The 23,677-nt window shown below is 72.3% G+C and carries 22 protein-coding genes; 5 read left to right on the top strand and 17 right to left on the bottom strand.

The genetic code is table 11. The features are described from left to right. Positions 1 to 20: 20 nt before the first annotated feature. The 12 genes from EKD16_RS03950 to EKD16_RS03895 form a co-directional block, all read right to left on the bottom strand. On the bottom strand, positions 21 to 1,424 hold the full coding sequence (locus tag EKD16_RS03950) for a preATP grasp domain-containing protein (protein ID WP_131097147.1): 1,404 nt from the start codon (positions 1,422 to 1,424) through the stop codon (positions 21 to 23). A gap of 21 nt (positions 1,425 to 1,445) precedes the next feature. Then, positions 1,446 to 2,378 (bottom strand): 3-oxoacyl-[acyl-carrier-protein] synthase III C-terminal domain-containing protein, encoded by a 933-nt coding sequence (locus tag EKD16_RS03945; protein ID WP_131097146.1) that lies wholly within the window; start codon positions 2,376 to 2,378, stop codon positions 1,446 to 1,448. Further along, a complete protein-coding gene (locus EKD16_RS03940; RefSeq protein WP_131097145.1) occupies positions 2,375 to 2,677 on the bottom strand; it encodes an acyl carrier protein in 303 nt (100 codons plus the stop codon). The genes EKD16_RS03945 and EKD16_RS03940 overlap by 4 nt, the downstream gene beginning before the upstream one ends. Positions 2,678 to 2,716: 39 nt before the next feature. After that, positions 2,717 to 4,420, bottom strand: coding sequence for an acyl-CoA dehydrogenase family protein (locus tag EKD16_RS03935; RefSeq protein ID WP_131097144.1), 1,704 nt, complete (start codon positions 4,418 to 4,420; stop codon positions 2,717 to 2,719). Continuing rightward, positions 4,417 to 6,156 carry an acyl-CoA dehydrogenase family protein gene (locus EKD16_RS03930; protein ID WP_131097143.1) on the bottom strand — a complete coding sequence of 580 codons (1,740 nt, stop codon included), beginning with the start codon at positions 6,154 to 6,156 and terminating at the stop codon, positions 4,417 to 4,419. The genes EKD16_RS03935 and EKD16_RS03930 overlap by 4 nt, the downstream gene beginning before the upstream one ends. Further along, positions 6,153 to 7,955, bottom strand: a complete 1,803-nt coding sequence (locus tag EKD16_RS03925; RefSeq protein ID WP_131097142.1) for a fatty acyl-AMP ligase — start codon at positions 7,953 to 7,955, stop codon at positions 6,153 to 6,155. Before EKD16_RS03925 ends, EKD16_RS03930 begins: the two co-directional genes overlap by 4 nt. Positions 7,956 to 8,434: 479 nt before the next feature. Continuing rightward, complete coding sequence (locus tag EKD16_RS03920) at positions 8,435 to 9,121, bottom strand: hypothetical protein (RefSeq protein WP_131097141.1); 687 nt, start codon at positions 9,119 to 9,121, stop codon at positions 8,435 to 8,437. Next, a complete protein-coding gene (locus tag EKD16_RS03915) occupies positions 9,118 to 10,137 on the bottom strand; it encodes a 2-hydroxyacid dehydrogenase (RefSeq protein ID WP_131097140.1) in 1,020 nt (339 codons plus the stop codon). Before EKD16_RS03915 ends, EKD16_RS03920 begins: the two co-directional genes overlap by 4 nt. Positions 10,138 to 10,427: 290 nt before the next feature. Continuing rightward, positions 10,428 to 10,757 (bottom strand): MGMT family protein, encoded by a 330-nt coding sequence (locus tag EKD16_RS03910; protein WP_131097139.1) that lies wholly within the window; start codon positions 10,755 to 10,757, stop codon positions 10,428 to 10,430. A gap of 73 nt (positions 10,758 to 10,830) precedes the next feature. Next, complete coding sequence (locus EKD16_RS03905) at positions 10,831 to 11,208, bottom strand: SPW repeat domain-containing protein (RefSeq protein WP_131097138.1); 378 nt, start codon at positions 11,206 to 11,208, stop codon at positions 10,831 to 10,833. A gap of 181 nt (positions 11,209 to 11,389) precedes the next feature. Continuing rightward, on the bottom strand, positions 11,390 to 12,550 hold the full coding sequence (gene moeZ / locus EKD16_RS03900; protein WP_131097137.1) for an adenylyltransferase/sulfurtransferase MoeZ: 1,161 nt from the start codon (positions 12,548 to 12,550) through the stop codon (positions 11,390 to 11,392). 156 nt (positions 12,551 to 12,706) lie between these two features. Continuing rightward, positions 12,707 to 13,726: an alpha/beta fold hydrolase gene (locus tag EKD16_RS03895; protein ID WP_131097136.1), complete on the bottom strand. Its 1,020-nt coding sequence runs from the start codon at positions 13,724 to 13,726 to the stop codon at positions 12,707 to 12,709. Positions 13,727 to 13,977: 251 nt separating this feature from the next. Between EKD16_RS03895 and EKD16_RS03890 the strand changes: the two genes are divergently transcribed. The 3 genes from EKD16_RS03890 (at position 13,978) to EKD16_RS03880 (ending at position 16,129) form a co-directional block, all read left to right on the top strand. Further along, a complete protein-coding gene (locus EKD16_RS03890; protein ID WP_131097135.1) occupies positions 13,978 to 14,178 on the top strand; it encodes a hypothetical protein in 201 nt (66 codons plus the stop codon). Between the two features lie 218 nt (positions 14,179 to 14,396). After that, entirely contained in the window at positions 14,397 to 15,020 is a 624-nt protein-coding gene (locus EKD16_RS03885; RefSeq protein ID WP_131097134.1) for a TetR/AcrR family transcriptional regulator, read from the top strand. A gap of 269 nt (positions 15,021 to 15,289) precedes the next feature. Next, on the top strand, positions 15,290 to 16,129 hold the full coding sequence (locus tag EKD16_RS03880; RefSeq protein ID WP_131097133.1) for a mechanosensitive ion channel family protein: 840 nt from the start codon (positions 15,290 to 15,292) through the stop codon (positions 16,127 to 16,129). A 131-nt stretch (positions 16,130 to 16,260) separates the two neighbouring features. Here EKD16_RS03880 and EKD16_RS03875 read toward each other — a convergent pair whose 3' ends face one another. From EKD16_RS03875 to EKD16_RS03865, 3 genes are all read right to left on the bottom strand, one after another. Continuing rightward, the gene (locus tag EKD16_RS03875; RefSeq protein ID WP_131097132.1) at positions 16,261 to 16,509 is read right to left on the bottom strand and encodes a hypothetical protein; all 249 of its coding nucleotides are present in this window, start codon (positions 16,507 to 16,509) and stop codon (positions 16,261 to 16,263) included. Between the two features lie 252 nt (positions 16,510 to 16,761). Continuing rightward, positions 16,762 to 17,073 (bottom strand): DUF6401 family natural product biosynthesis protein, encoded by a 312-nt coding sequence (locus tag EKD16_RS03870; protein ID WP_131097131.1) that lies wholly within the window; start codon positions 17,071 to 17,073, stop codon positions 16,762 to 16,764. Positions 17,074 to 17,249: 176 nt separating this feature from the next. Further along, positions 17,250 to 18,017: a ferritin-like fold-containing protein gene (locus EKD16_RS03865; protein WP_131097130.1), complete on the bottom strand. Its 768-nt coding sequence runs from the start codon at positions 18,015 to 18,017 to the stop codon at positions 17,250 to 17,252. An 840-nt stretch (positions 18,018 to 18,857) separates the two neighbouring features. Here EKD16_RS03865 and EKD16_RS03860 point away from each other — a divergent pair. Both EKD16_RS03860 and EKD16_RS03855 read left to right on the top strand, forming a co-directional pair. Further along, positions 18,858 to 20,384 (top strand): DEAD/DEAH box helicase, encoded by a 1,527-nt coding sequence (locus tag EKD16_RS03860; protein WP_131097129.1) that lies wholly within the window; start codon positions 18,858 to 18,860, stop codon positions 20,382 to 20,384. A gap of 216 nt (positions 20,385 to 20,600) precedes the next feature. After that, on the top strand, positions 20,601 to 21,488 hold the full coding sequence (locus EKD16_RS03855; protein ID WP_131097128.1) for an alpha/beta fold hydrolase: 888 nt from the start codon (positions 20,601 to 20,603) through the stop codon (positions 21,486 to 21,488). Positions 21,489 to 21,590: 102 nt separating this feature from the next. On the opposite strand, the gene EKD16_RS03850 is transcribed toward EKD16_RS03855, so the two are convergent. Both EKD16_RS03850 and EKD16_RS03845 read right to left on the bottom strand, forming a co-directional pair. Further along, positions 21,591 to 22,601: an MBL fold metallo-hydrolase gene (locus EKD16_RS03850; protein ID WP_131097127.1), complete on the bottom strand. Its 1,011-nt coding sequence runs from the start codon at positions 22,599 to 22,601 to the stop codon at positions 21,591 to 21,593. A gap of 168 nt (positions 22,602 to 22,769) precedes the next feature. Next, positions 22,770 to 23,669 (bottom strand): PHP domain-containing protein, encoded by a 900-nt coding sequence (locus EKD16_RS03845; protein ID WP_131101985.1) that lies wholly within the window; start codon positions 23,667 to 23,669, stop codon positions 22,770 to 22,772. Positions 23,670 to 23,677: the final 8 nt, after the last annotated feature.

Here is a 23,677-nt window from a genome sequence, read left to right as displayed (position 1 = left end):
TTGCGGTCGTTCCTGCCCTGTCACTGCCGCACCCCGGCGGCGAGGTCGGCGAGGCGGGCGGCGATGCGGGCGTCGGCCTCCTCCAGCTCCGCCTGGGAATCGGCGACGAGCAGCCCGTAGAGCCGGCCTTCGAAAAGCTCACCCGACCCGGCGGCCCCCGCGTTGACGGTGGCAAAGTTGTTGACGAGCAGCCCCGAGTCGCCGCGGGCCCGCAGCAGCCGATCGCCGAGTGCCTCGGCCAACCGCTCGAACGGCAGCGGACGCCGCAGCTCCAGCGGGTACTGGCGAGCGAGGGCGACCCGGCCCTCGCCCAGATAACGCTCTTGCAGGACGGTCTGGTAGGTGGACATGTTGTTGCGGGCGTTGATCTCCACCACCGGATAGACGCCGCCGCGGGGGTCGGTCATGGCGTCCACGCCGACCACTCCCCGGTAGCCGTCGGCGTGCAGGCGGCGACCCAGCAGCTCGGCGGCGCTGCGCAGCTCGGCCCGCTGTTCGGCCGTCAGCCGCGCGGGCATCCGGTGGCCCTTGTGGACGCCGTGGTCGGTGATGGCCTCCTTGACGAAGTCGAAGTGCACCGACCCGTCGCCGGCGACGGTGAACTGGTAGTTGAGGTCGGTGTCCTTGGCGACCCATTCCTCGACGACCAGCGCGACCCGGTCGGTACCTGCCCGGTCCGCCGCTGCGGCGACCTTGCGGGCGATCAGGGCCAGTCGCTTGTCGCTCTCGACGACGGCCAAGCCCTTGCCGGAGACCCCGTAAGCGTCCTTGACCACTACTTTTCCCCCGGCGCGCAGCAGCGGCCGCGCCTCCTCGGCTGCCGCACGGAACTCCGCCGGCGTCCGGCATACCCAGCCCGCGGCCTGGCGCAGCCCCACTGCTTCGGCGGCGAGCCGGCTGTAGACCTTGCTGTTGACGTGCTTGCAGATCGCGGCGCCGGGAGCGGCCAGGCGCATGCCGACTTTGGCGGCGAGGTCCTCCTCGCGGGTGGAAACGCCGTGCGGCAGCAGGAGACGGCCGCGCCCGGCGAGTTCGGTGAGCCGGTCGAGTACGCCCGGGTCGGCCAGAGCGTCCTCGGTGACGGTGCGGTCGGGCGCCTGGTCGGCGACGACGATGCGTTCGGGCAGTTCCGCGCCGAGTTGTTCCAGGTAGGCCAGGTAGCCGGAGTCGGGCTCGGCTTTGAGGACGACGCAGTCCTGTGCACCGGCGAGCAGCAGGGCGAACTCCTCCATCCGGTTGACGACGGCCCGGCCCTTGGCCACTGCGATCTTGGGCAGGCCGACCTCGCCGTGCGCCCACTCCTCCTCGACTTCGAAGTTGCCGAGAAATACGAGGCCGGTGCCGGGGCCGGCCACAGCATGCTTGAGGCGTGCCACGAAGCCGCGGGGCGGCTCGGCGGACTCGCCGAAGACGGTCTGGGCCATGGTTCCTCCGAGTCGGTGCCGTCAGTGCCGGACCAGGGTGGCGGCGAAGGTCGCGCCCAGTCCGGCGGTGGCCATGAGGTAGTGGTCGCCGGGCTTGAGGCGCCCGCCGTCGACGAGCGCGCGGTAGGCCACGAACGCATCGGCGCCGAAGCAGTGCCCGGTGACGGGGACGTTGTCCAGGAAGACGCGCTCGACCGGGTAACCCAGTACGCGGCACAGGCGCTGCCAGGAGACCTTGGCGACGTTGTGCGGAAGGATGAGGTCGACGTCGGCGAGGTCCAGGCCGCCGCGGGCGGCAGCTTCGACGAGGACCTCGGCGAGCGCCTCCGGATACATCTGCTGGAACTCGGGGGTCGCCTTCTCCGCCTCCAGCCGGCCGTGGAACCGCGGGTACGCCCGGCTGGCGTACGCGACAACCTGGTCGGCCCCCCGGCCGGACGGCGAGACCAGCACCGCCGCCGTCGACTCCCCGTTGATACTGGATCCGGGCACCTGGCGGGCCATCGGCGTGAAGATCTTCTCTCCGACGAGCACGAGCCCAAGCGCGTCGGGGTCGCCGTCGGCCGCAAGCATCTCCCCGCACGTGTGCAGTGCCAGAAGCCCGCCGGCGCAGGCGTGCTCGGTGAGGGTGAACGCGGTGGCGTGGTCCAGACCCAGCTTCCGGCACGCCTCATGGAGCGGGTTGACGGGGTAGGGGGAGGCCACCGGCATGGTCCGGGCCTGGACGACGTAGCGGACACGGTGGCGCACGTCGGCGAACGCGTCGAGCCGGGACACGGCCGCCGCCATGATGCCCGCCTGGTCCATGCCGGGTGCCATACGCACCTCGGAGAACCCGAAGATCCGCCGGATCACGCGCAGGTGAGCCGAATCCATACCCAGGTCCCGGCCGATCTCGGCCACCGGCACGCTCTCCGGTGGGACATGGGCGCCCACGTCGACGATGCGGGTCACCGTGCACCTCCCGCGGTTTCCGACGGTGCAGCGCTGCGCTGTGCCATCGTGTGGGCGAGGTGATCGGCGAAGGCCTGCACGGTCGGATAGTCCCAGGCGCTCGTGGGCTCGATCTCGATGCCGAAGCGGTCTTCGATGTCGCCGCACAGCACGAACACGTTGACCGAGTCCAGCCCGTAGTCGGTCAGCGGACGGTCGGCCTCGATCTGGTCGGGGCGCAGCCGCGCGTACTTCGCGACACATCCCGACAGCCAGGCGGACAGGTCGTCGGTCGAGGGGGTAGAGGCATGGGAGGGCATGGTGGCTTCCTCGATCTGTGAACTACTGGGTATCGGGGGTCAGCGTCGGACGGATCCTGCGGTCAGCTCCAGGCTGCGGCCCTGTTCGCAGCGTTCGCGCAGCTCACCGAAAAGGCGCTGCGCGACGTCGTCGGGCAGGCTCGGGTCCCCCCGGCCCAGTCGGCCCGCGAGCCGGGAGAGGGCCGCCTCGAGCCATGCGGGGTCGGCCGTGAAGGCGTCGGCTCCGCGTCGGTTGTGCTCCCACAGGCCCACGCACGCCGCGGCGGCCAGCACCGTGCCGTAGCGGTCGGCCAGGTCGAAGAGGTGGGCGTCTCCGGCTGTGAGCTGCTCGGGCCCGATACGGGAGCAGGTACGCCGCAGAGCCGCCAGTTCGTCGACGAACCCGTCGATCAGGCCCGCGACGCGCGGCCCCGCGCCTCCGCCGAACAGGTGCAGCGCCGACGTCAGCTCGTCGCACCCGCCGGCGGTGGCGGACAGGGCGCCCCAGTCCAGCGGTGGCAGCGGCGCGTCGAGCGCGTAGACCGAACGAAGCGGCTCCTCTCCGGGCCGGGAGCACTCGGCCAGGAGGGGCAGCTGCGGGATGAGCGCCGCCTGGGACGCAGCGCGACCGCCGTGGGCGAAGGCGAGGGCGTCGGTGTCGCGCAACTGCTTCTCGAAGACGCCGTGCTCACCGCCGCGGATATAGAAGTGCGCCCCCATGACGGTCGACAGCCGGTGCATCGCGCCCGCCAGGATCTGCGACGCCAGCGGTTCGAGTGCGCAGGCCGGGACGCTGAGTCGCTCGGGGCGGAGGTGGGCGGTGCGGGCCGCAACGGTAGACGCCGCCTCGCAGGTCAGCAGGTCCGCGAAGGACTCGGTGAGCATCGCGCGCACCATGGGGATGTCGGCGGCCGGGGCGCCGTAGAGCATGCGGGTAAGCGCGAAACGGACCGCGGCGCGCAGTCCCGATTCGGCGCCGCCGATCATCATCGCCGGTCCCACGATTCGCGCGAGCTGGAAGGAGCGCAGCGCGGTCTCCATGCCGCCGCCGGTCTCGCCGCCCACGACCGCCGATCGCGGGAGCGGCAGGTCGGTGAATACGGCGCCGCCCAGCGGGACGCCGCGCAGTCCGGAGGTGGCCGAGCGGGGCACGGTCCGCAGCGTGTGTGCGGCTGCGCCGCGGGCGTCCACGAGGATCTGGGAGTGGCTCCGGTCGCCGGGGGCCTCGCCGGTCCGTGCGAAGACGAGGACAGTGTCGGCCTCGGCGATGTTGGCTACGAGGTCCTTCGTCCCGGTGAGCAACAGGGTGCCGGGACCATCGGGTACGGCCCGGCACTGTGTACGGCCTATGTCGCCTCCGTGGGCGAACTCGTGGTATCCGCCCGCCATCGTGCCCCCGGCGACGAGGCTCTGCGCGAGGGCCTTGCGCTGGCCTCCGGTACCTCCGATCCACACATCGCAGGCGGCCGTGAAGGCGGTACCGGCCCGTGCGAACCCCAGTGAGACGTCGCGGGTGCAGACCCGGCGCAGCAGCCGGGCGAACCGGTCGAGCCGGTCGAAGCGCCCGCCCAGTTCCGCCGGGACGAGTTCGGCGCCGATCCCGTACTCGCCCAGCACCGCGACGGCTTCGGGCAGGAGCCGAGCGTCCTCGTCGGCGGCAAGTAAGCGCGCGTGGCCCAGCGGATTGCCCGGGTCGTAGGGGTGGCCGAGCACATCGTCCAGCGCGCGGACGAAGGCGGCGGTACCGGTCACATGCGGAGTCATCGTCTCCCGCCCTCCGCGTCGTCGCCGATGAGCGAGGGCAGCGTACCCCCGGCCGATCCCTCCACCGCGGCGGCGAGCCGGTCGAAAGCGCTGGTGCGCACGGCGTCTCGTTGTTCCAGGAGTTCGCCTACGTAGGTGAGCACGGCCTCGGTCCACAGCCCGCCCTGCCACAGGTGTGCCTGCGGCCCGCGCGCCTCGCGGCGGTGCCCGTGCAGCCACAGGGCCAGGGCTGCGGCTCCCGCGAAGCAGGCCTCGTAGTCGGAGGCCAGGACGAACGCCTGGGCGGGCGGGCTCTTCGCGGCCGCGGGGTCCGTCCGGGCGATCCGCTCGTGCACGCGCTCGCACTGCTCGCCGAATCTGCGCGCTGCGGCCGCGAGTGCCGGAGGCGCCGGCGCCGCGGCCACCTGCTCGGCGAGGTCTGCCGCGCCGCCCACCAGCGAGCAGCCGCGGTGCGCCACCAGGCTCAGCCGGTCGGGTTCGAGGGGCGGGACGGTCTCGGCGAGGTCGGCGAGCGGCGCGAGGCCGGCGCTGCGGCCGGAAGCGCGGTGGCGGGCCAGGACGGGGAACTGGCGGATCAGGGAATGCTGGTTGACGAAGGTGTTCCCGTCGAATATCCCGACGATGCGGTGATCGCGCTGCAGCTTCTGGAAGCGGCCGTGCTCGTAGTGCTCGGTGAGGAAGCCGCGCGCGCCCATGATGTCGGCGCAGTCGGCGATGAGCCGGTCGACGGCGGTGGGGACGAAGGATTTGGCGACAGCCGCTGAAACCGCGGCCTCGCCGGGCAGCACGTGCAGACCGCGCGCCGCGAGCTCGACGACGGACTCCGCGGCGAGGCGCGCGGCGTGCGCCCTGCCCAGGATGCGCCGGTTGCGCCCCATCTCGAGGAGCGGACGCCCCGCGGCGACGCCCTCCCGGACGAAACCGCCCGTCAGCGCGAGGGCCTGATCGGCCGCGCCCAGCGACAGACCGGTGCTTACGGTGCGCGTGAGCAGCAGCGCCCGCAGCACTGTGTCGATACCGTTGCCGGATCGGCCCACCAGGGCAGCTGCGGGCACGGGCGCCCGCTCGAATGCGATGCCGCTGATGTCGGCACCGCGGATGCCGTGCGTTCGCACCTTGGGCAGATGCGCGAAGGAAGCGGAGGGCAGCGCGGCCTTGTCGACGAGCAGGAAACTGAATCCCCGCGGCCCGCCTTCGGGATCGGTCCGGGCGAGTACGCACACCAGGCCCGAGCGTGTGGCGTTGTTGACGGGCCACTTGCGCCCGGTGAGCAGATAGCCGCCCGGCCCAGGCTCGGCGACGGTACCGGAGGCGAAGAGGTCGCTGCCGTGCTCGGGCTCGGTGAGTGCCCATGCCACCGGTTCGCCGCGCAGCACGCGGGCGGCGAGCGCGGCTCTCTGCTCCTTCTCACCCGCCGTCCAGACACACACCGCGCCCAGGAAGGTCTTGACGTGGGCCACCGCCAGGGTCAGGTCGCGACGGGCGAGCCGGCGGACCACCGAGACGAGGCGGTCGTAGCCTTGCAGCACCCCGCCGTGCTCGACCGGAACATAGTGCGCGGGCACCCCGAGGCGGTCCAGGTCCCGGCACGCCTCGTCGGGGAAGCCCTCGACCCGGTCCAGTTCCGCCGCGCGGGCATAGGAGAAGGGGTTGGCGAGGTCGCCGGGGTCGCCCAAATGCGGCACCGCGGAATCCGGCGCGGGTCCGGCAGGGCCTTCGGCGAGCGGAGTGCTCACGCTTGCACCGCCTCTCGCGCGGAGGCTCCGTCGGACCCTGCTGCGGAGCGGTGGGCGGTCAGCATCCGCTGCAGCGGTTCGGACAGCTCCGCATGCAGCACGCGCAGATCCGCGTCGAGCCAGGCGGTGCGGGTCGACTGGCGCTGGATCTTGCCGCTGGAGGTGCGGTGCACCTGGCCGCGGCGGACCAGCACGATCCCGGGTACGGAGACTGCGAGCTCCGCGGCCAAGTCCGCCCTAGTCCTCGAGACGGCGGCGGCGAGGGCGTGCTCACTGCGGTCGGCGGCGTGATACTCGTGGACCAGCACCACCTGCTCGGCGCCGTCCAGCGCCGGCGCGGTGAAGGCGGCGCCCACTCCGGTGGACAGCGCCGCGTGGGCGCCGCGCGCCGCTTCCTCGATGTCGTGCGGGTAGACCTTGCGTCCGTTGACGACCAGCACGTCCTTGATGCGGCCGGTGATGTGGATTTGGCCGCCGTGGACGACTCCGAGATCACCGGTCCGCAGGAAGCCGGTCTCGCCGTCCGCCGTGGCGGCGCCGAAGACCGCGGCGGTCTCCTCCGGACGGCGCCAGTAGCCGGCGACCACGCTGGGGCCGCGCAGCCACACCTCGCCGATGCTGCCGTCGGCCAACTGATCGCAGGTGTCGGGGTCCACGATGCGCAGGTCGAACCCGCCGTTGTCGGCCGGCCCGCACGCGCTCACGGCGCGGGGGCGCGGCGAGGACTCGGGGGAGGTGGGGACGAACTCGTCCCGGCTGAGGCGGGCGGCGTCCACGTGGGTGACCGCGGGGGGCACGCCCGGCGGAGAGAGTGTCACGCACACGGTTCCCTCGGCCAAGCCGTAGCCGGCGGTCATGGTGCCGGGGCGCAGTCCGAAGGGCGCGAAACGCTTGGTGAAACGCTCGATGACGTCGGCGCTGACGGGCTCCGATCCGTTGACGGCGTTCCGCCAGCCGGACAGGTCCACACCGGCCATCTGCTCGTCGGTGACGAGGCGGCTGCACTGGTCGTAGGCGAAGTTGGGACCGCCGGAGACCGTGATGCCGCGATTGTGAACCAAGTGCAGCCAGGCGTGCGGGCGCCGCAGGAACGCGCCGGGCTCCATGAGGACCGTCGAGGCGCCCGCAACCAGCGGGCCGAGGAACTGGTAGACCAGCCCGAAGTCGTGGTGCATGGGCAGCCATCCGCCCCACCTGTCGGCGGGAGTCGCGCCCGTCATGCGCAGGCAGTGGGCGGCGTTGGCGAGGATGTTCTCGTGGCTGACGGGCACCCCTTTGGGACGGCTCGTGCTGCCGGACGTGTACTGCAGGAAGGCCGGTCCTTCGGCGCGGGCCGGAGTCCAGTCACCGGCCGGGGGCAACTCGGCCTCGTCCAGGACCAATGCCAGCGACCCGTCCACGCCGCAGGCGCGCAGCCCTTCCGCGGCGCGGTCCCGCTCCGCGGCGGGCACGACCAGCGCTTGCGCCTCGGTGTCGTGGACGATGGCGGCGAGCCGCTCGCGGTGGCGCCGGTTGTCGCCGGCCGGCGGAACGGGGACCGCGGTCAGGCCCGCGTAGAGGCACCCGAGGAAGGCTCGGGCGAACTCGGCTCCGGTGGTCTGGAGCAGCACCCGTGCGCCCGGCTCGACCTCCCGCCCCAGCCGGGCGGCCACACGCCGGGCCTGCACGTCCAGGTCGGCGTAGGTGTAGACCGTGTCCGAACCGGGGTCGAACGGATCGGCACACGCCACGAGGGCGACAGTGGCAGGCTCCCGCTGCGCGTGCCCGCGAAACGTGTCGACGAGTGTGGAGGTGCCCATTCGCGTCCCTTCAACCGCTTCCGCCGCGGCGGCACCGCACCTGCGATGGCGCGGTTTTCGAATCCGCAGCCGAGTCTGGCCCCCACGGCGGGGACCGACAATGCGCGAAGGGGCGCACGAACCGCCATACCCGAACGGGCGCACGAGGTGCTCCGGGCGGCGCGCACCGCCGCAGCGCCCTTCACCGGCCGCAGCGACGCACGCCGGATCGCCGCTGCCCTCCGGCGCCGGTCGCAGGGCGTGCAGGAACGGGGGCGACCACGACGCTACGAGGACGCCGCGTGGCTGTTGAAGGAGGAGGGCAACGGACGGTGTTGGCGCGCATGCGCTGTTGAGCACCGGCCTGTAGGGGTGCCACGGTGCGCGCGATCCGCATCGCCCCACCCACGGCGGTTATCCGCCTTCGGCCGGACACGTGCGGCGGCTCGGGTCGCCATTCCCGCTTCCAAACGTGGGCGCGCATCCGCACACACCGCCCGTCAAGGGCGGGCAGGCTCCTCCACCGGTGGGGCCGCGGACGGTGCGGCCGCGGGGCGGACGTGGATGGCCAGCAGGCCCATCAGGCGCAGGGCGACTGCGCCGAAGAGGGCGAGGCCGCTGCCCAGTTCCAGGACCTCTTCGAAGCTTTGCTGCAGGCGCTCGCCGGCCGTGCTCCAGGTGTGGGGGTCGACGGAGTCCAAGCCGACTGCGGCCACCGCCAGCAGCACGCCGACCGCCAGGGCGCTGCGCGACCATGCATCCACGCGCACGGCCCGCCAGACGGCGGGCAGGAACGCCAAACCGGCCACCGCGACGCCCATGATCAGAAAGTCGCCCGGCGCAACCCAGGGCAGGAAGGGAACGGTGATCCCCCGCGGAGCGAGGTAGCCGTCGCGCACCCGCTCGTGCAGAGCGAAGCGGTCGTCCACCGCGAGGGCGAGGAACCCCGCCCCCAGCACGGGCCACACCCACGTGCGGGGCGCGCCGGTGCGGCGCAGCACGGTGCCGACGAGCAGGCTGCCGGCCGCCGCCAGCATCAGAACGACGGTCTGCACCCATGTCATCGGCGTCAGTTCGGGGGCGATCCACGTCCACCACTCGGGCCGCCGCGCGGCCGCGAGCGCCGTCGGCACCAGCACCCACACCGCGGTCAGGAGGACGATCAAGCGCCCGCGCCGGGGGCTCACGCGCTCACCGCCGGCGCCAGGCCGGCCGCGGCGTCGCGCTTAGGCCAGGTGACGGAATCCAGCGGCTCGCCCAGTACGGCGGCCAGCATCCGGTCGGCCCACATCCGGGCACCCCGATCGAGCGTCTCGTCGCGCCACCAGGCGCTGTGCCCCGTCTGCAGTATCCGGCCCTCGGCCAACAGATCGCCGTCCTGCGCGGGATCGAGGACGGTGTCGTCCACCGCGTAGCCGCGCAGCCGCCCGGACCGCACCGCCGCCGCGGCCGCCGCGGTGTCCACCAGGGCCGAGCGGGAGACGTTGACCAGCATTGCGCCGGACCGCATCCGAGCCAGTTCGGGCTCCCCCAGCAGCGGGGCCGCGCCGAAGGTGTGACTGGCGCATACCGCCACCGCGTCGCTGCCGGCGAGGACCGCCGGCAGATCGGCGACCTCCACGCCCGCCGCGGCGGCCCGCGCCCGTGCGTGCGGGTCGGTGTCGGCCCCGAGGATCGACATGCCCAGGCCGCGAGCCAGCCGGGCCACCTCCCCGCCGATACGCCCCAACCCGACTACGCCCAGCCGCTTGCCGCCGAGTTCGATTCCGCGCAGCGAGATCCGGCGGGGGACCGCGTCGCGGCTGCGGTCCTGAGCCAGGTGCAGCCGCGTGGCCAGTGCGAACAGCATCGCCAGGCAGTGCTCGGCCACCGCGGTGGTGGCGTACTCCGGCAGGACCGACAGCCCGACGCCGCGCGAGCGCAGCAACGGGATGTCTATGTGGTCGTAGCCGGTCGCGTAGAGCACGATGCCGTGCAGCCGCGGCAGCGCGTCGAGCAGGTCGGCGTCGATCGTCGGCAGGCACAGGTTCGTGGCGGCCAGCAAGTCGGCCTCGGCCAGCAGCTCGGCGGCCTCGGCCGGGCCGGGCGCGCACTCCAGCCGGCGGACGGTGATATCGGCGCGGCGTTCGAGCTCGGTCCAGTGACCGGAGTCGATCGTGTCGCGGCCGCCGCGACTGAGCATGACGAGATTGGGACGTGTCATCCGGCGCCAGCCTCCGATTAGGCCGATCAGTGGGTGAAATCCCAGCGAAGACTAGTGGACGGACGGATAGCGATGAAATGACCGACCGCGCGCTTGTCTGTCAAGTTTCGGTCACTAAAGCTCATCATCAACACCGGATCCGTGGAATACGACCCGACATCGCTACCTTTTCGACCTGTTGTCCCGATTCCTGCCGGAGGCCGTGCGGAGCCGGACTCGTTCGTCGCACCCGCAGGCACACCGACAACTCCCATCGACGACCAACCAGCCGCCCGCACCACCGGGCCGACTCACGGTGGCGCGGCGGGGTGGCCGTCCCACCGTGCGCGGCTCATGTCTACGCGGTCCCCGCCGGGGCGCATCGGTGTGGCCTCCGCCGCGTAGCGGCGCAGGGCCTCGGCCCCGTGGCCCCGCGGAGGGCCGCCGTCGGCGCGGATGACCCGCCACCAGCAGACTTCACCGCCCCAGGCCGACATCACCGCGCCGACTTGGCGCGGGCCGCCCTCGCCCAGGTACTCGGCGATGTCGCCGTAGCTCATCACCGTGCCGGGCGGAATGCACTCCACGACGTCGAGCACCCGGTCCACGTACTCGGTCCGGTGGCTGTAGGCGTGCGGCATGGGCCGATCGTAGTACCGCGGCGTCGCCGGTACCGGCTGCCGCGGCGGGATGCGCCCCGGTGGCGCGGGCGCCCTAGGAGGTGCTGCCGCCGCTGGGCTGCGGCGGGACGATGCGGCGGTAGAGGGCGGTGGAGCCCGGAAGGGTGACGAGACCGGTGACCACGGCGACCGCACCGCCGATCCACGCCGTCCACGCGGCCGCGGGTGTGTCGGTGAAGGCGAACATCCACGGAACCCCGACCAGGAACAGCCCGGCGGCGACCATGGCGGCCTCGGCGACGAAGAGCTCGGGATGGATGATGGCCAGGCAGGCCAGGAACACGATGAGGACGCCCACCAGGAACAGCGCGGCCATGCCCAGACCCAGCATGCCGTGCCAGGTGTAGCTGACGACGACCGCCGTTCCCACGACCAGCGCCAGCCAGTCCGCCCAGCGTCCGGTGATCCGCATCTTGACCCCACTTCCCGGCTGTAGGTTTCCGGCGACGGCATTCCTACCCACGCCGCGGCGGTTCCAACGGGACGCGCGGCGGCGCGGCCGCACGGGTGCCGGAAGCGCCGGGCCGCCGCGGCGCGTCGCCGCGGCGGCCCGGATGTTCGTCAGGCGGGCACCGGTGGTGCCGAGCGGTCCCTCAGTAGCTGGGCAGGCTCGGGTCGACCTGGTTGACCCAGCCCAGCACCCCGCCGCCGACGTGGACGGCGTCGCTGAAGCCCGCGCCCTTGAGCGCGGCCAGCGCCTCGGCCGAACGGGCGCCGGACTTGCAGTGCAGCACGACTTGCTTGTCCTGCGGCAGCTTGCCGAAGGCCTCGCCGCTGAGGAACTCCCCCTTGGGGATAAGCACTGCGCCGGGGATGTTCACGATCTCGTACTCGTGCTTCTCACGGACGTCGACGAGGTAGAAGTCCTCACCCTTGTCCATCTTCTCCTTGAGCTCGCCCGCGGTGATGGTGGAGCCTTGCGCGGCCTGCTCCGCGTCGTCGGAGACGGCGCCGCAGAACTCCTCGTAGTCGATCAGCTCGGTGATGGGCTCGCCCTCGGGGTCCTTGCGGACCTTGACGGTCTTCCAGGACATCTCCAGGGCGTCGAAGATCATCAGCCGGCCCACCAGCGGGTCGCCGATGCCGGTGATCAACTTGATGGCCTCGTTGACCATGACCGAGCCGATCGAGGCGCACAACACGCCCAGCACGCCGCCCTCGGCGCAAGAGGGCACCATCCCCGGCGGCGGCGGCTCGGGGTAGAGGTCGCGGTACTGCGGACCGTGCTCGTTCCAGAAAACGCTGACCTGGCCGTCGAAGCGGAAGATCGAACCCCACACGTAGGGGATGTTCAGCAGCACGCAGGCGTCGTTGACCAGGTAGCGGGTGGCGAAGTTGTCCGTGCCGTCCAGCACGAGGTCGTAACCCCGGAAGATCTCCAGGGCGTTGTCGGAGTCGAGGCGTTCCTTGTGCAGGTTCACCGAGACGTAGGGGTTGATCTCCTCGATGCTCTCGCGCGCCGACTCGGCCTTGGGCTTGCCGATGTCGCTCTGGCCGTGGATGACCTGGCGCTGGAGGTTGGACTCGTCGACCTCGTCGAAATCGATGATGCCCAGCGTGCCGACACCGGCGGCGGCCAGGTACAGCAGCGCGGGCGAGCCGAGCCCGCCGGCGCCCACCACCAGCACCTTGGCGTTTTTCAGGCGCTTCTGGCCGGCCATGCCCACGTCGGGGATGATCAGGTGGCGGGAGTAGCGGCGAACCTCGTCGACGGTCAACTCGTCGGCCGGTTCGACCAGCGGCGGCAGCGACACAGCAGCTCCTCAGCATTCCTCATCGAGTGTCACGTCCCGGGGCGTCGCCGACGGACGCGGGGGCGTTTCGGGCACGTGACGAGCTTGCATTCATTGCCAACCTACGCGGCGGGGTCGGGCATTCCCGTGGCGGCCCGAGCATTTGCGCCGCCTGTGTCACTCCGCCGCCGACCCGCGGCCGGCTGCGGCCGCGGGATCGGCGGTGCGGTCGCCGGATGCGCCGCCCGCGGCGGCACCGTCGCCCGCGCCGCGCGGGCGGGCCCGCGGCGTGCTGTCGGCGCCGCGCAGGAACGTGCGGACCTCGCGGCCCACCCGTTCGGGGCATTCCATCATCGGCACGTGCCCGGTCTCGGGCATGAGCACCAGCCGGCTGCGGGCGAACGACCGCGCGGCGCGGGCGGCCATGCGGGGGTTCACGAACTTGTCGCCGGTGGCGTACATCAGCAGCACCGGGCACTGCACCCGGCCGGCCTGCGCCCACAGCGAGCGGTGCCCCCGCCGCAGGTACTCGCCGACCATTCCGCGCAGCGACCTCAGCACCGCGGTCTCGGCGTGCTCGTGGGTGTCGCGCTCGCGCTCGGCCTCCAGCGCCTCCAGCACACGCGCGGGAGAGGCGACGGAGGGGTCGTAGTAGGTGGTGTCGAGCATGTCCTGGACACGGACCTCGGGCGGACGGCGCTGCATCAGGCCGTAGACGGCCGGTCCGATCACCGGGAACAGCGCGCCGGCCATCTGGTAGGGGATGAGCCGCGGACGCAGGTCGGGCAGCGCCGGAGAGACGAGTGTCAGCGAGCGCACCAGGTCGGGGCGCTCGGCGGCGACGCGCACGGCGACCGCGCCGCCCATGGAGTTGCCGATCAGATGGACCGGGTGCTCGCCGGCGGAGATGAGCCGGGCGACGGCGCGCGCGTGGCCGTCGATGCTGTAGTCGCCGGTGGGCGGCGGCGGGGAGCCGCCGAAGCCGGGCAGGTCCAGGGCCTCGCCCGCCCACTCGTGACACAGCACGCCCATGAGGTCGGTCCAGTTGGTGGAGGAGCCGCCGAGCCCGTGGACGTAGACCGCTCTCTTGCGGTCCGCGCGGCCCTTCGCACCCGAGGCGTCGGTGCGGACGAAGACCTCCTGCCCCTCGCCGAGGCCGACGCGTTCTCCCGGCCAGGGTCCGATGGGCTCCGCCATGGTGCGGCCTCCTCGGGGTAACCGACTGCTGCGACGCTGGTCGGACGGAAGCCGGGGGGCGCTCGCGGCCCCGGCCACCGCCTGCGTCCATGCTCCAGAACCGCCGCGAGGCGCGCAAGGGCGGCCGGGACCCTGTGGACACCCCGGCGCGCGGCGCCCCGGCGTGCTGGCTGCCCGTTTTTCCCTTACGCAGGCCGAGGCCAGTAGGTTGGAGGAGTACCGCAAGGGGACCCGACACCCGGGGGGAATCAGTGACGACTCAGCCGCAGGGCGACGACGACCGGTCCCTGGAGAGCGGCGACGCCGATCTCGACGAGCAGCGCTCCGAAGTCGCCGCCGAGGAGGGCGACTGGACGGGCCGCGGTCGGCTCCGGGCCGAAGACGAGGTCTCCGAGGCCGACGCCGTCGAGCAGCTGCGCGAGGTCGAGCTCGACGAGGACGAGTACCGCTGACCGTCGGCCCGCGCTTCGCGGCGCCCGCAGGCTGCGGCGTCCGAAGGGCTCGGCCGGGGCCGCCCGCCGGGCTGCTGGCGGCGGCTAACCTACGTGCGAGTAAGATAGGGGGGATACGCCTGATCGAGGCCGTTGTTACCGGATCCGATGGCGTGTTCCAGTACCAGGTCGTCGAGCGCGGCAGGCTTCAGGCCGCGAGGAGTTCGGAGGGTGTTGCGGTGACGGCTCCTTCAGACGCCCGCCCGCGGGGGACCCGCCTGCCCCGCCTCGCCCGTCGGCGCCAGTTGCTGGCCGCTGCCCAGGAGGTGTTCGTCGCCCACGGCTACCATGCCGCGGCGATGGACGAGATCGCCGAGCGCGCCGGGGTCAGCAAGCCCGTCCTCTACCAGCACTTCCCGGGCAAGTTGGAGCTGTACCTGGCGCTGCTGGAGCAGCACTCCGAGGCGCTGGTGGAGAAGCAGCGCGAGGCGCTGGAGAGCACCGACGACAACCGCCAGCGCGTCACCGCCAGCTTCCGGGCCTACTTCGACTTCGTGGCCGGTGAAGGCGAGGCGTTCCGGCTCGTATTCGAATCCGACCTGCGCAACGTCGCCGCGGTCCGCGAGAAGACCGAGCACACACTGCAGCGCTGCGCCGAGTTGATCAGCGACGTGATCCGCCAGGACACCAGCATCTCCGAAGAGGAGGCGCATCTGCTCAGCATCGGCCTGGTCGGCATGGCCGAAACCAGCGCCCGGTACTGGCTGAGCAACTTCGGCACGATTCCGCAGGAGGCCGCCGAACAGCTGATCGCACGGCTGGCCTGGCGGGGCATCAGCGGTTGGGATCTCACGCGGGGTTGAACACGCACGGACCCGTGCGCCGCGCCCCGCCTCTCCCCCACTTTCCGGTACCGGTACGCGGTCCGCCGCGCACGCGGGCGGCGCCGGTTCACCATCAGCGGGTCAACCGACCGTCAAATGTGACTTTGCGTATTCACTCATACCGCATACGTGATTCGGTGTGACCGTTAACGGGTAATCGCCGAGGTGAGAACGTGTCGTCTCGGTTTCGCCGGACGAACTGGGACCGGAACCCGGATACCGGCGGGGCGCTGTGGGGGTGAAAACGCATGAACATCCAACAAGGGCTGACGGACGCCTGGAGCGCCGTCGCCAGCTTCGTTCCACTGCTGGCGGCATTCCTGGTGATCCTGGTCCTCGGCTGGATCATCGCCAAGGTCATCGGCCGGCTGGTGGGCAAGGGGCTGGCCAAAGCGGGCCTCGACCGCGGCCTGGACCGCAGCGGCGTGGGTGAGTACTTCCAGCGCAGCCGCTACAGCGCAAGCGAGCTGAGCGGGAAGATCGTCTACTACGCGCTCCTGCTGATCACGCTTCAGCTCGCGTTCAGCGTCTTCGGGCCGAACAACCCGATCACGCAGCTGCTGAACTCCGTGGTCAGCTGGATCCCGCTCGGCATCGTCGCGCTGGTCATAGTCGTGGTGGCCGGGATGATCGCCAAGGCCGCGCGCGACGTCATCTCCAGCGCCCTGGGCGGGCTGAGCTACGGCCGCCTCCTCGGCAACATCGCGGGCATTTTCATCATGGCCCTCGGTGTGATCGCCGCGCTGAACCAGATGAACGTGGCGACCACCGTCACCCAGCCGGTGCTGATCGCGGTGCTGGCCACCGCCGGCGGCATCCTGGTCGTCGGTGTCGGCGGAGGACTCGTCCGGCCGATGCAGGCGCGCTGGGACAACTGGCTCGACGCCGCCGAGCGCGAGACGGGCCGAGTGCGGGACGACTCCACCTACCGGGCCGGACACTCCGACGCCATGGCGCAGGGACCGGCCCAGAGCGCCCCGCAGCAGGCACAGCGGGAGCCCGAAGCGCGCGAGACCTCGGCGATGGGCGGTTCCACGGCTTCGCAAGGCCGGTCGGGCAGCCAGCCGCAGCGTCCGCCGGAACGGTGAGGGCCGGCCGGTGCCGCACCGCACCGGCGCCTTCGACGCACGGACGACAAGGGGGCGGGACCGCGCCGCGGTCCCGCCCCCTTCCGCTGTGCACACCGAGCGGACGAACTGCGCGCCGCCGCCCGTCGGGCTCAGAGCCGCTCGTCGTCGCCGAGCTCCTCGCGCGAGAGCCGGTTGATGCGGCGGACGAAGAGCACCCCGCCGACCACCACCGGGATCACCGCGACCCAGAAGGCGATGCTCGCCCAGCCCATGCCGATGAGCACCATGACCGCCAGCGCGATCACGATGATCGAGGTGTACAGCGAGAAGTCGACGCGATCCTGCTGAATCAGGACGCCGATCGGCGGTCGCGCCGCACCATGCCGGCCGCTCCCCATGCGCTCTTCCTTTCTTGCGGTGCGGGGCACCGCGCGTACTCGTCCCAGAGGGTTGGTCGCGGGGCTCTCCTGCGGGCCCGCGTTCCAGCTACCCGGCTCCCAGACGCCGACGCGCCGGTGCGCCTCTGCCGCGAGCTGTGCGGCCGCCCGGATCGGGCCAAGCCTACGCTCGGTCACCGCCTGCGCGGAGGCGGTTCCGCCGATCGCCGCAACCGCGCCGACCGCCCCGGCTCCCGCTTCGAGAAGACCAAACTAGCGGACGAAACCCTGTTCCTTCGCCAGGCGGCAGACGGCGAGCAGGCGCAGTGTCTCCCAGTCGTACCCGTCGCAGGAGGAGTACCAGCCGCGCTCGCGGCACCCGTCCATGAACCCGTCGAGGTAGCGGGACAGGCTGACGCGGGTCAGCCTGCCGCCGTCGGTGGCGATGGAGTCGCGCACCGCGGCAGTGTGCTGGTCCAGCTCAGCGGTCATCCACGGCTCCATGGCGTCGCCGAGGGGACCGAGCAGCCCGAACTCGCGCGACAAGCGGGCCAGTCGGCCTTCGGCGAAGAACCCAGGACGCATGGATCGCTACCTCAGACGGGGATCAGGGATAGAACTCGACTGACTATATACGAAATCAATGGAGAAACATGACACTCCATTGCAAAGGATCCCAGGCGGCGCGAAGTGGGCGAAGCGCCCTTCAGCCCGGACGCCGGAGACCGGGCTGCACGGGATCGGCAGCCGCGCCGACAGGCTCAGGTACTCAGGCCCATGGCCTCCAGCCGGGCAGCGTGCGCCTCGGTCAGTTCGGCGAACATCCGGCTCACCGTCGCCAGGTCGGCCGACGTGGCATCCGCCGCCTGAGCCGGGTCGGCGGCGGCAGCTGCGTCCTCAGCCGACCCGACCTCGGCGTCCCGGGCGCGCGCACCCGATCCCAGAAGCGCCGCGAGATCGGGCCTGCTCGCCGCGACGCTCTGCGCCTGGCTCAGCGCCTCGCCCACCAGCCGGCGCGCCCACAGCGCCAGCCGCCCCGCCAGCCGCGGATCCTCGCCGATGGCCCGGCGCACCTGGGCGGCGACGAACTCCGCCCGGCCCGACTCCACCAGCGTGTCCCGTACCAGCTCATGCGTGCGCCGGTCGCACACCTCGGCGAGCTTGCCGTAGAAGTCTCCGGCGATGCCTTCACCCACATACGCCTTGACCAGGCTCTCCAGCCAGCTTTGCGGCTCGGTGCGGGCGTGCCAGGCGTCCAGCGGGGCGACGAAGGGCCGCATCGCCGCCTCCGGCTCCACACCGAGTTCGGCGAGCCGGTCGTGCAGCCGACGGTAGTTCGCGTGCTCGGCGGCGGCGAGGTCGGCCAGTTCCCCCTTGCTCGCCAGTGTCGGCGCCAGCTCGGCGTCGCCCGCCAGGCGGAAGAACGCGACGAGGCGGGCGTAGGCCAGCAGCCCCAGCAGGTCGATGACACCGCTGCCGACGGCGGCCGCCGGGGCGGCGTGCGATCCGGTACCGCTCTGCCCGCTCACGGCCGGCCCCCGGCCGTGCAGCCGGTGTACACCGGGCCGGTGCCGCGCATCGTCGGTTCAGCTCGCTGGCGAGCACACTCGATCATGGCGGACAGGCTATCGCTCCCGCGGTGCGGGCGGCCCCGGGACTATTCGCCCGGCGCCCGACGTTGGAGGGAGCGAATGGAGCATGCCGGGAGAGTGTCCCGGCTTCGGCGCCGGGTGTTCAAAGGCGGCATATCCAGCGGCGGGGCGGCAGGATAGAATCTCACGCAGTGGCCGCCAGGAGTCGGCCATCGCGGAGCCTCCGCGACAGCCGCGTCGCGCCCGCCGCGGGCGCAGGCGCACTGCCGCGAGCGCCCCGCGCGGCGGTCCCCGCGCGGTCCCCGCGCGGTCCCCCCGCCGGACCGAAGCGCGGTTTGCTCCGCGGCGAACCATGACAACAACCGTCACCGGCGCCGAGGACGCGAAGGTGAACGAGCGAGCGTCAGCGTCGACTGCCCGATCGTGCCGGGTCCACGGCCGGCGAGGAGTGTGAACGTGCGGTATTCCCGTCCACACGCACCCCGCCGCGCCCGCCCGCACCAGGTGACCGCTGACGCCGACGACAGGCGGCGGACGACCCGCGGCCGCTTGCGACCCGCGCCACCAGGCCGCGCCGGGGGCCTCAGTCGGTCCCCGAGCCGCGCCCGCCCGGTCCGCGGCGGCCGACCACGAGCGCGAGCAGCGCACGGACCGGCCGCGAGCCCCGTCCGCCACACACCACGGCCACGAACTCAAGTGCGGCCCGCCCAGATGGAGGCATGAGCCCTGACAAGCACAGACGCCAACGAAGAACGACAGACGTTCCGCGGACTCGGTGTGAACACCGAGATCGCGGACGCTCTCGAAGCCGAAGGGATCGTCGAGCCCTTCCCGATCCAGACCCTCGGCCTCCCGCTGGCCCTCGCGGGGTCCGACATCATCGGCCAGGCCCGCACGGGCACCGGCAAGACCTTCGCCTTCGGGCTGCCGCTGCTGCAGCGCGTGCAGGCGGCACCGGGTTCGGCCAAGCGGCCGCGGACGCTGGTGGTCGTGCCGACCCGCGAACTGGCCATCCAGGTCGCCGCCGACCTCACCACGGCCGGCAAGCGCACCGGCGCCCGCATCCTCACCGTCTACGGCGGCCGCGCCTACGAGCCGCAGATCGACGGACTCAAGAACGGTGTGGACATCGTCGTGGGCACGCCGGGCCGACTGCTCGACCTGGAGAACCAGAAGCACCTCAGCCTGCAGGACGTGTCGGCGGTGGTGCTGGACGAGGCCGACAAGATGCTCGACCTCGGCTTCCTGCCGGACATCGAGCGGATCCTGACCAAGATCCCCGACGAACGCCAGGTGATGCTGTTCTCGGCGACCATGCCGAGCGAGATCGTCTCCCTGTCGCGCAACTACCTGCGCAGGCCCACCCACGTGCGGGCCGGGGACGACGACGAGCCGGGCCAGACCCGCATCTCCGACATCGCCCAGCACGCCTTCCGCACCCACCCCATGGACAAGCCCGAGATGCTGGGGCGCCTGCTCCAGGCCGAGGGACGCGGGCTGACCATGGTCTTCTGCCAGACCAAGCGCGCCTGCGACAAGGTCGCCGGCGAGCTCAAGGACCGCGGGTTCGCCGCCGCCGCCGTGCACGGCGACCTGGGCCAGAGCCAGCGCGAGCGTGCGCTGCGGGCGTTCCGCGGCGGCAAGATCGACGTACTGGTGGCCACCGACGTCGCCGCGCGCGGGCTGGACGTCGACGACGTCACCCACGTGGTCAACTACGAGTGCCCCGAAGACGAGAAGACCTACACCCACCGCATCGGCCGCACCGGCCGCGCCGGGCGCTCGGGCACCGCGGTCACCTTCATCGACTGGCAGGAGATCGCCCGCTGGAAGCTGATCAATACCGCCCTCGGCCTTCCCCACCCCGATCCCGAGGAGACCTACTCCACCTCGCAGCACTTCTTCGAGGAGCTGCAGATCCCGGCCGGGACGAAGGGGCGGCTGGCCGCCGACCGGCGTGAGCGCGCCGGCCTGGAGGCCGAGGAGATCGAGGACATCGGCGACACCGGCCGCAGCCGCACCGAGCGCGGCGCCAAGTCCGACCGGGGCGGGCGCGGCGCGCAGAGTGAGCGCGGCGACCGCCGCGGACGCGGGCGCTCCCGCAACCGCCGGCGGACCCGGCGCTCGGGTTCGGAGTCCGACACCGGCGAGCGCACCTCCTCCGGCCGCCAGAGCTCCGATGCGGGTTCGGCCAAGCCCGAGGGCAAGCAGGACGCGTCGGGTGAGTCCCCGGCACCCCGCCGGAGGCGCCGCCGGCGCACGCGCAACGGTGTCGAGCAGCCCGGCAAGGACGACCAGGGCTGACGCCCTCCCGCAACGGGAGATCGGCGGTGATACGGCGTCGGTCGCGACCCTGCAGCAGGCCGCGACCGGTGCCCGGCTGAGGCCGCCCGCCTCTCGTTACGCCGCGAGCGCGCCGGACCGGTCCGCCACCGCCGGCGGGCGCGCCGCTGGGCGACCTTCCCCACGCGGCATGCTGCGCATGTGGCCGCTCCGCGGCGGCGCATATAGTGAGCCGACGTGAGTACTCCGCGTTTCCTGAGCCTTCCGCCCGGCGTCGAGCGCACCACGATCCGCACTCCTATGGGCGAGGTCGCTGCGCTGCACGCCACTCCGGCCGCCGGCGGATGCGAACGGCAGCCGGCGCTGCTGGTACCCGGCTACACGGGAAGCAAGGAGGACTTCATCGCGCTGCTGCAGACCCTGGCGGCCGCCGGCCGCGCGGTGACGGCCGTCGACATGCCGGGCCAGTACCAGTCCCCCGGCTTCGTCGACTCCGAGGACTACTCCCGCGTCGGGCTGGGCCGCGTCGTCGGCGAGGTCGCGCTGACGCTGGACGTGGGGCCGGTCCACCTGCTGGGGCACTCCTTCGGCGGCCTCGTCGCCCGGGAGACCGTCATCTCGGCGGCTCTGCCGCTGCTTTCGTTCACCCTGATGAGTTCCGGGCCGTCGGCCATCGGGGGCCCCCGCGCCGACAGGGCGCAGAGCCTGATCACGGCCATCGGCCAGACGCGCACGCGCGAGCGCCTGGAGCGGATCTGGTCCGAGCACCTGGACGCGCCGACCCGGGAGAGCGGCGTCTCACCCGAGATCCACGCATTCCTGCGCGAGCGCATGACCGCCAACCACCCCGACGCGCTCGTCCGCATGGCCGAGGAGCTGCTCGACGCCACCGACCGCACGCCCGAGCTCGCCCGCTCCGCACTGCCCATGCTCGTGCTCTACGGGGAGGACGACGACGCCTGGCCGCCCGAGGCCCAGTCGGCGATGGCCGACCGCCTGGGCGCCGAGCGCGTAGTCATCCCGGGAGCGGCCCATTCCCCCAACGTGGAGGCACCCGAGACCACGGCCGAGGCGCTCACCGCCTTCTGGAACCAGGTCGAGACCAAGGAGCGCGGCGGGGTGTGACGGCGCGGCGACCCTTGGAGCACCTGTGGATGCAGGCCGCCGGGCCCGGCCACCCAAGGGAGCCGGGCCGATCCGGCGCCTCTTGGCAGGGCCGCGACGACGTCAGCGGGTGGAGACCCAGGCGTCGAAGTTCTCCGACTCCTCGCCGACGGTGGTCTCCGGGCCGCTGTCGGGCAGCACGCGGGTATCCGGCGGCAGAGTCAGGATCATCTCGCCGATCGAGTGCAGCTGCTGGGTGTAGTCGATGTAGCCGCCCGCAACGGTGCCGACCTCGCCGGCGCGCAGCGAGTCGCCGGTGAAGACGACGCCCTTCTCGGAGACGTAGTAGGCGACGCTGCCGGTGGAGGTACCCGGGATCGGCAGGATGTCGATCTCGATGTCGCCGGCCTTCAGCGAGCCGCCGCCCTCGATCTCCAGATCGGGCCGGTGCTCGGCGCCGTGGATGCGGCGCCAGGAGCGCAGTTCGCGGCGGTGCAGGGCGATGGGCGCCTCGTCGCGCTCGGCGACCTCGATGGCGGCGGTGAGGTGCGTGTTGTAGCCGTTGGTGCAGGCCACGAGGTAGACCTCGCGATCACCGACGGCCTCCATGATCGCCTCGGCGTCGTGCGCCGGGTCGATCACGACGACGCCTTCGCTGTCGGCGTCGACGATCCACGTATTGCTGACGACGTCGATCTCCTGGTCCTCGGCCTTGAGGACGCCGACGGTGCGCACCCGCTGCACGCCCTCTTCGTCGGGCTCGGTCGCGCCGGCGACCTCTGGGTCCTCCGCGGCCGTGGGGGAACGCCGGCGACCGGACGCAGCCGGCGTGGCGTCCTCGGTGTCTTCGGCGTCCTCGGCGTCCTTCGCGGACTCGTCGGCTTCCTCGCCCTCGTCCGACCCGGCGGGTTCGGCGGATTCGGCGGTTTCCTCGCCGGCCGAGGCCGACTCCCCGTCCTCCGCAGTCCCGGCCGCCGCGGCGGGGGCGTCGTCCGCGGACTCCTCGGGCTCGGCGTGGGCGTCGGCCGCGGCGGTGTCATCGGGGCCGGCGCTCGTGGTCGCCACCGCCGAGGGCGCCCCGGAGGCCTCGGCCTCGTCGCCGTCCTTCTTCTTGTCCTTCCGCTTCCAGAACACGGTGCCGACCCTTCACTGTCCGTTGCGAGCTCTGCTGACTACGCCGACCATTGTCACCGCCCCACGCGCCACATGGGTACCCGTCTCACGCGACTGGCTAGCTTCCCATCCGGCGGCTAAGACACCGATAAGCGCACGGACCGCGGCGTTCGCAGCGCACGGTCCGCCTCATTCGGCAGTGATGGGCGCGGCTCCGGTCGCCGGTTCGATCAGGCGAGCGTACTCCTCCGGGGCGGTCGTGCGGCAACCGATGCGGTGTTCGGTCAGATCGCCGTGGTCGTCGCTGGATCCGGTGACCGCCAACTCCAGCCGTTTGGCCGCACCGCGCCAGAACGCCGCCTCGTCGTCGTCGTGCGAGGGATGGTCGGCCTCGATCCCGCCGAGTCCGACGGCGGCCATCTGCTCGATCAGCTCCATCGGCACCGCCCCGTCGGGCGTCGCCTCGCCGCGGGCGGGGTGCGCGACGGCGCACACGCCGCCCGCCGCACGTACCAGCTCGACCGCGCGCAGGGCGTCCAGCGCGTAGCGGGCCACGTAGCCGGGGCGCCCGGCTCCTATCCACCGGTCGAAGGCTTCGGGGACGTCGGATGCGGCCCCGGCCTCGACGATCGCCCGCGCGATGTGCGGACGTCCGATGACGTTGGCGGAGGCACCCGGGTCGGGGGGTGTGTCCATCGGGCCGGTGCGGACCCCCGCGATGGCGCACACCCGCTCCCAGGTGACCTCGATACCCGCCTCGCCCAGCCGGTCCACCATGGCGCGGGCGCGGATGGTGCGGTCGTCGCGGATGCGCCGCAGTTCGGCCGCCAGTTCGGGGTGCCCGGCATCGCACAGGTAGGCGAGCAGATGCACGCTGGATCCCTCGTGCAGGCACGACAGCTCCATGCCCGGTACCAGGGTGCGACCGGGGGGCAGGGCCGCCGCGGCGGCGGGGATGCCGGCGACGGTGTCGTGGTCGGTCAGGGCCAGGACGTCCACCCCTGCCGCGGCGGCTCGCCGGACCACCTCCGCGGGGGGCTCGGTGCCGTCGGAGACGGAGCTGTGCGAGTGCAGGTCGATGCGCATCAGTCGATGAT

Source organism: Streptomonospora litoralis, assembly GCF_004323735.1.
GTDB lineage: Bacteria > Actinomycetota > Actinomycetes > Streptosporangiales > Streptosporangiaceae > Streptomonospora > Streptomonospora litoralis.
This window is presented reverse-complemented; position numbering and strand designations above follow the sequence as displayed.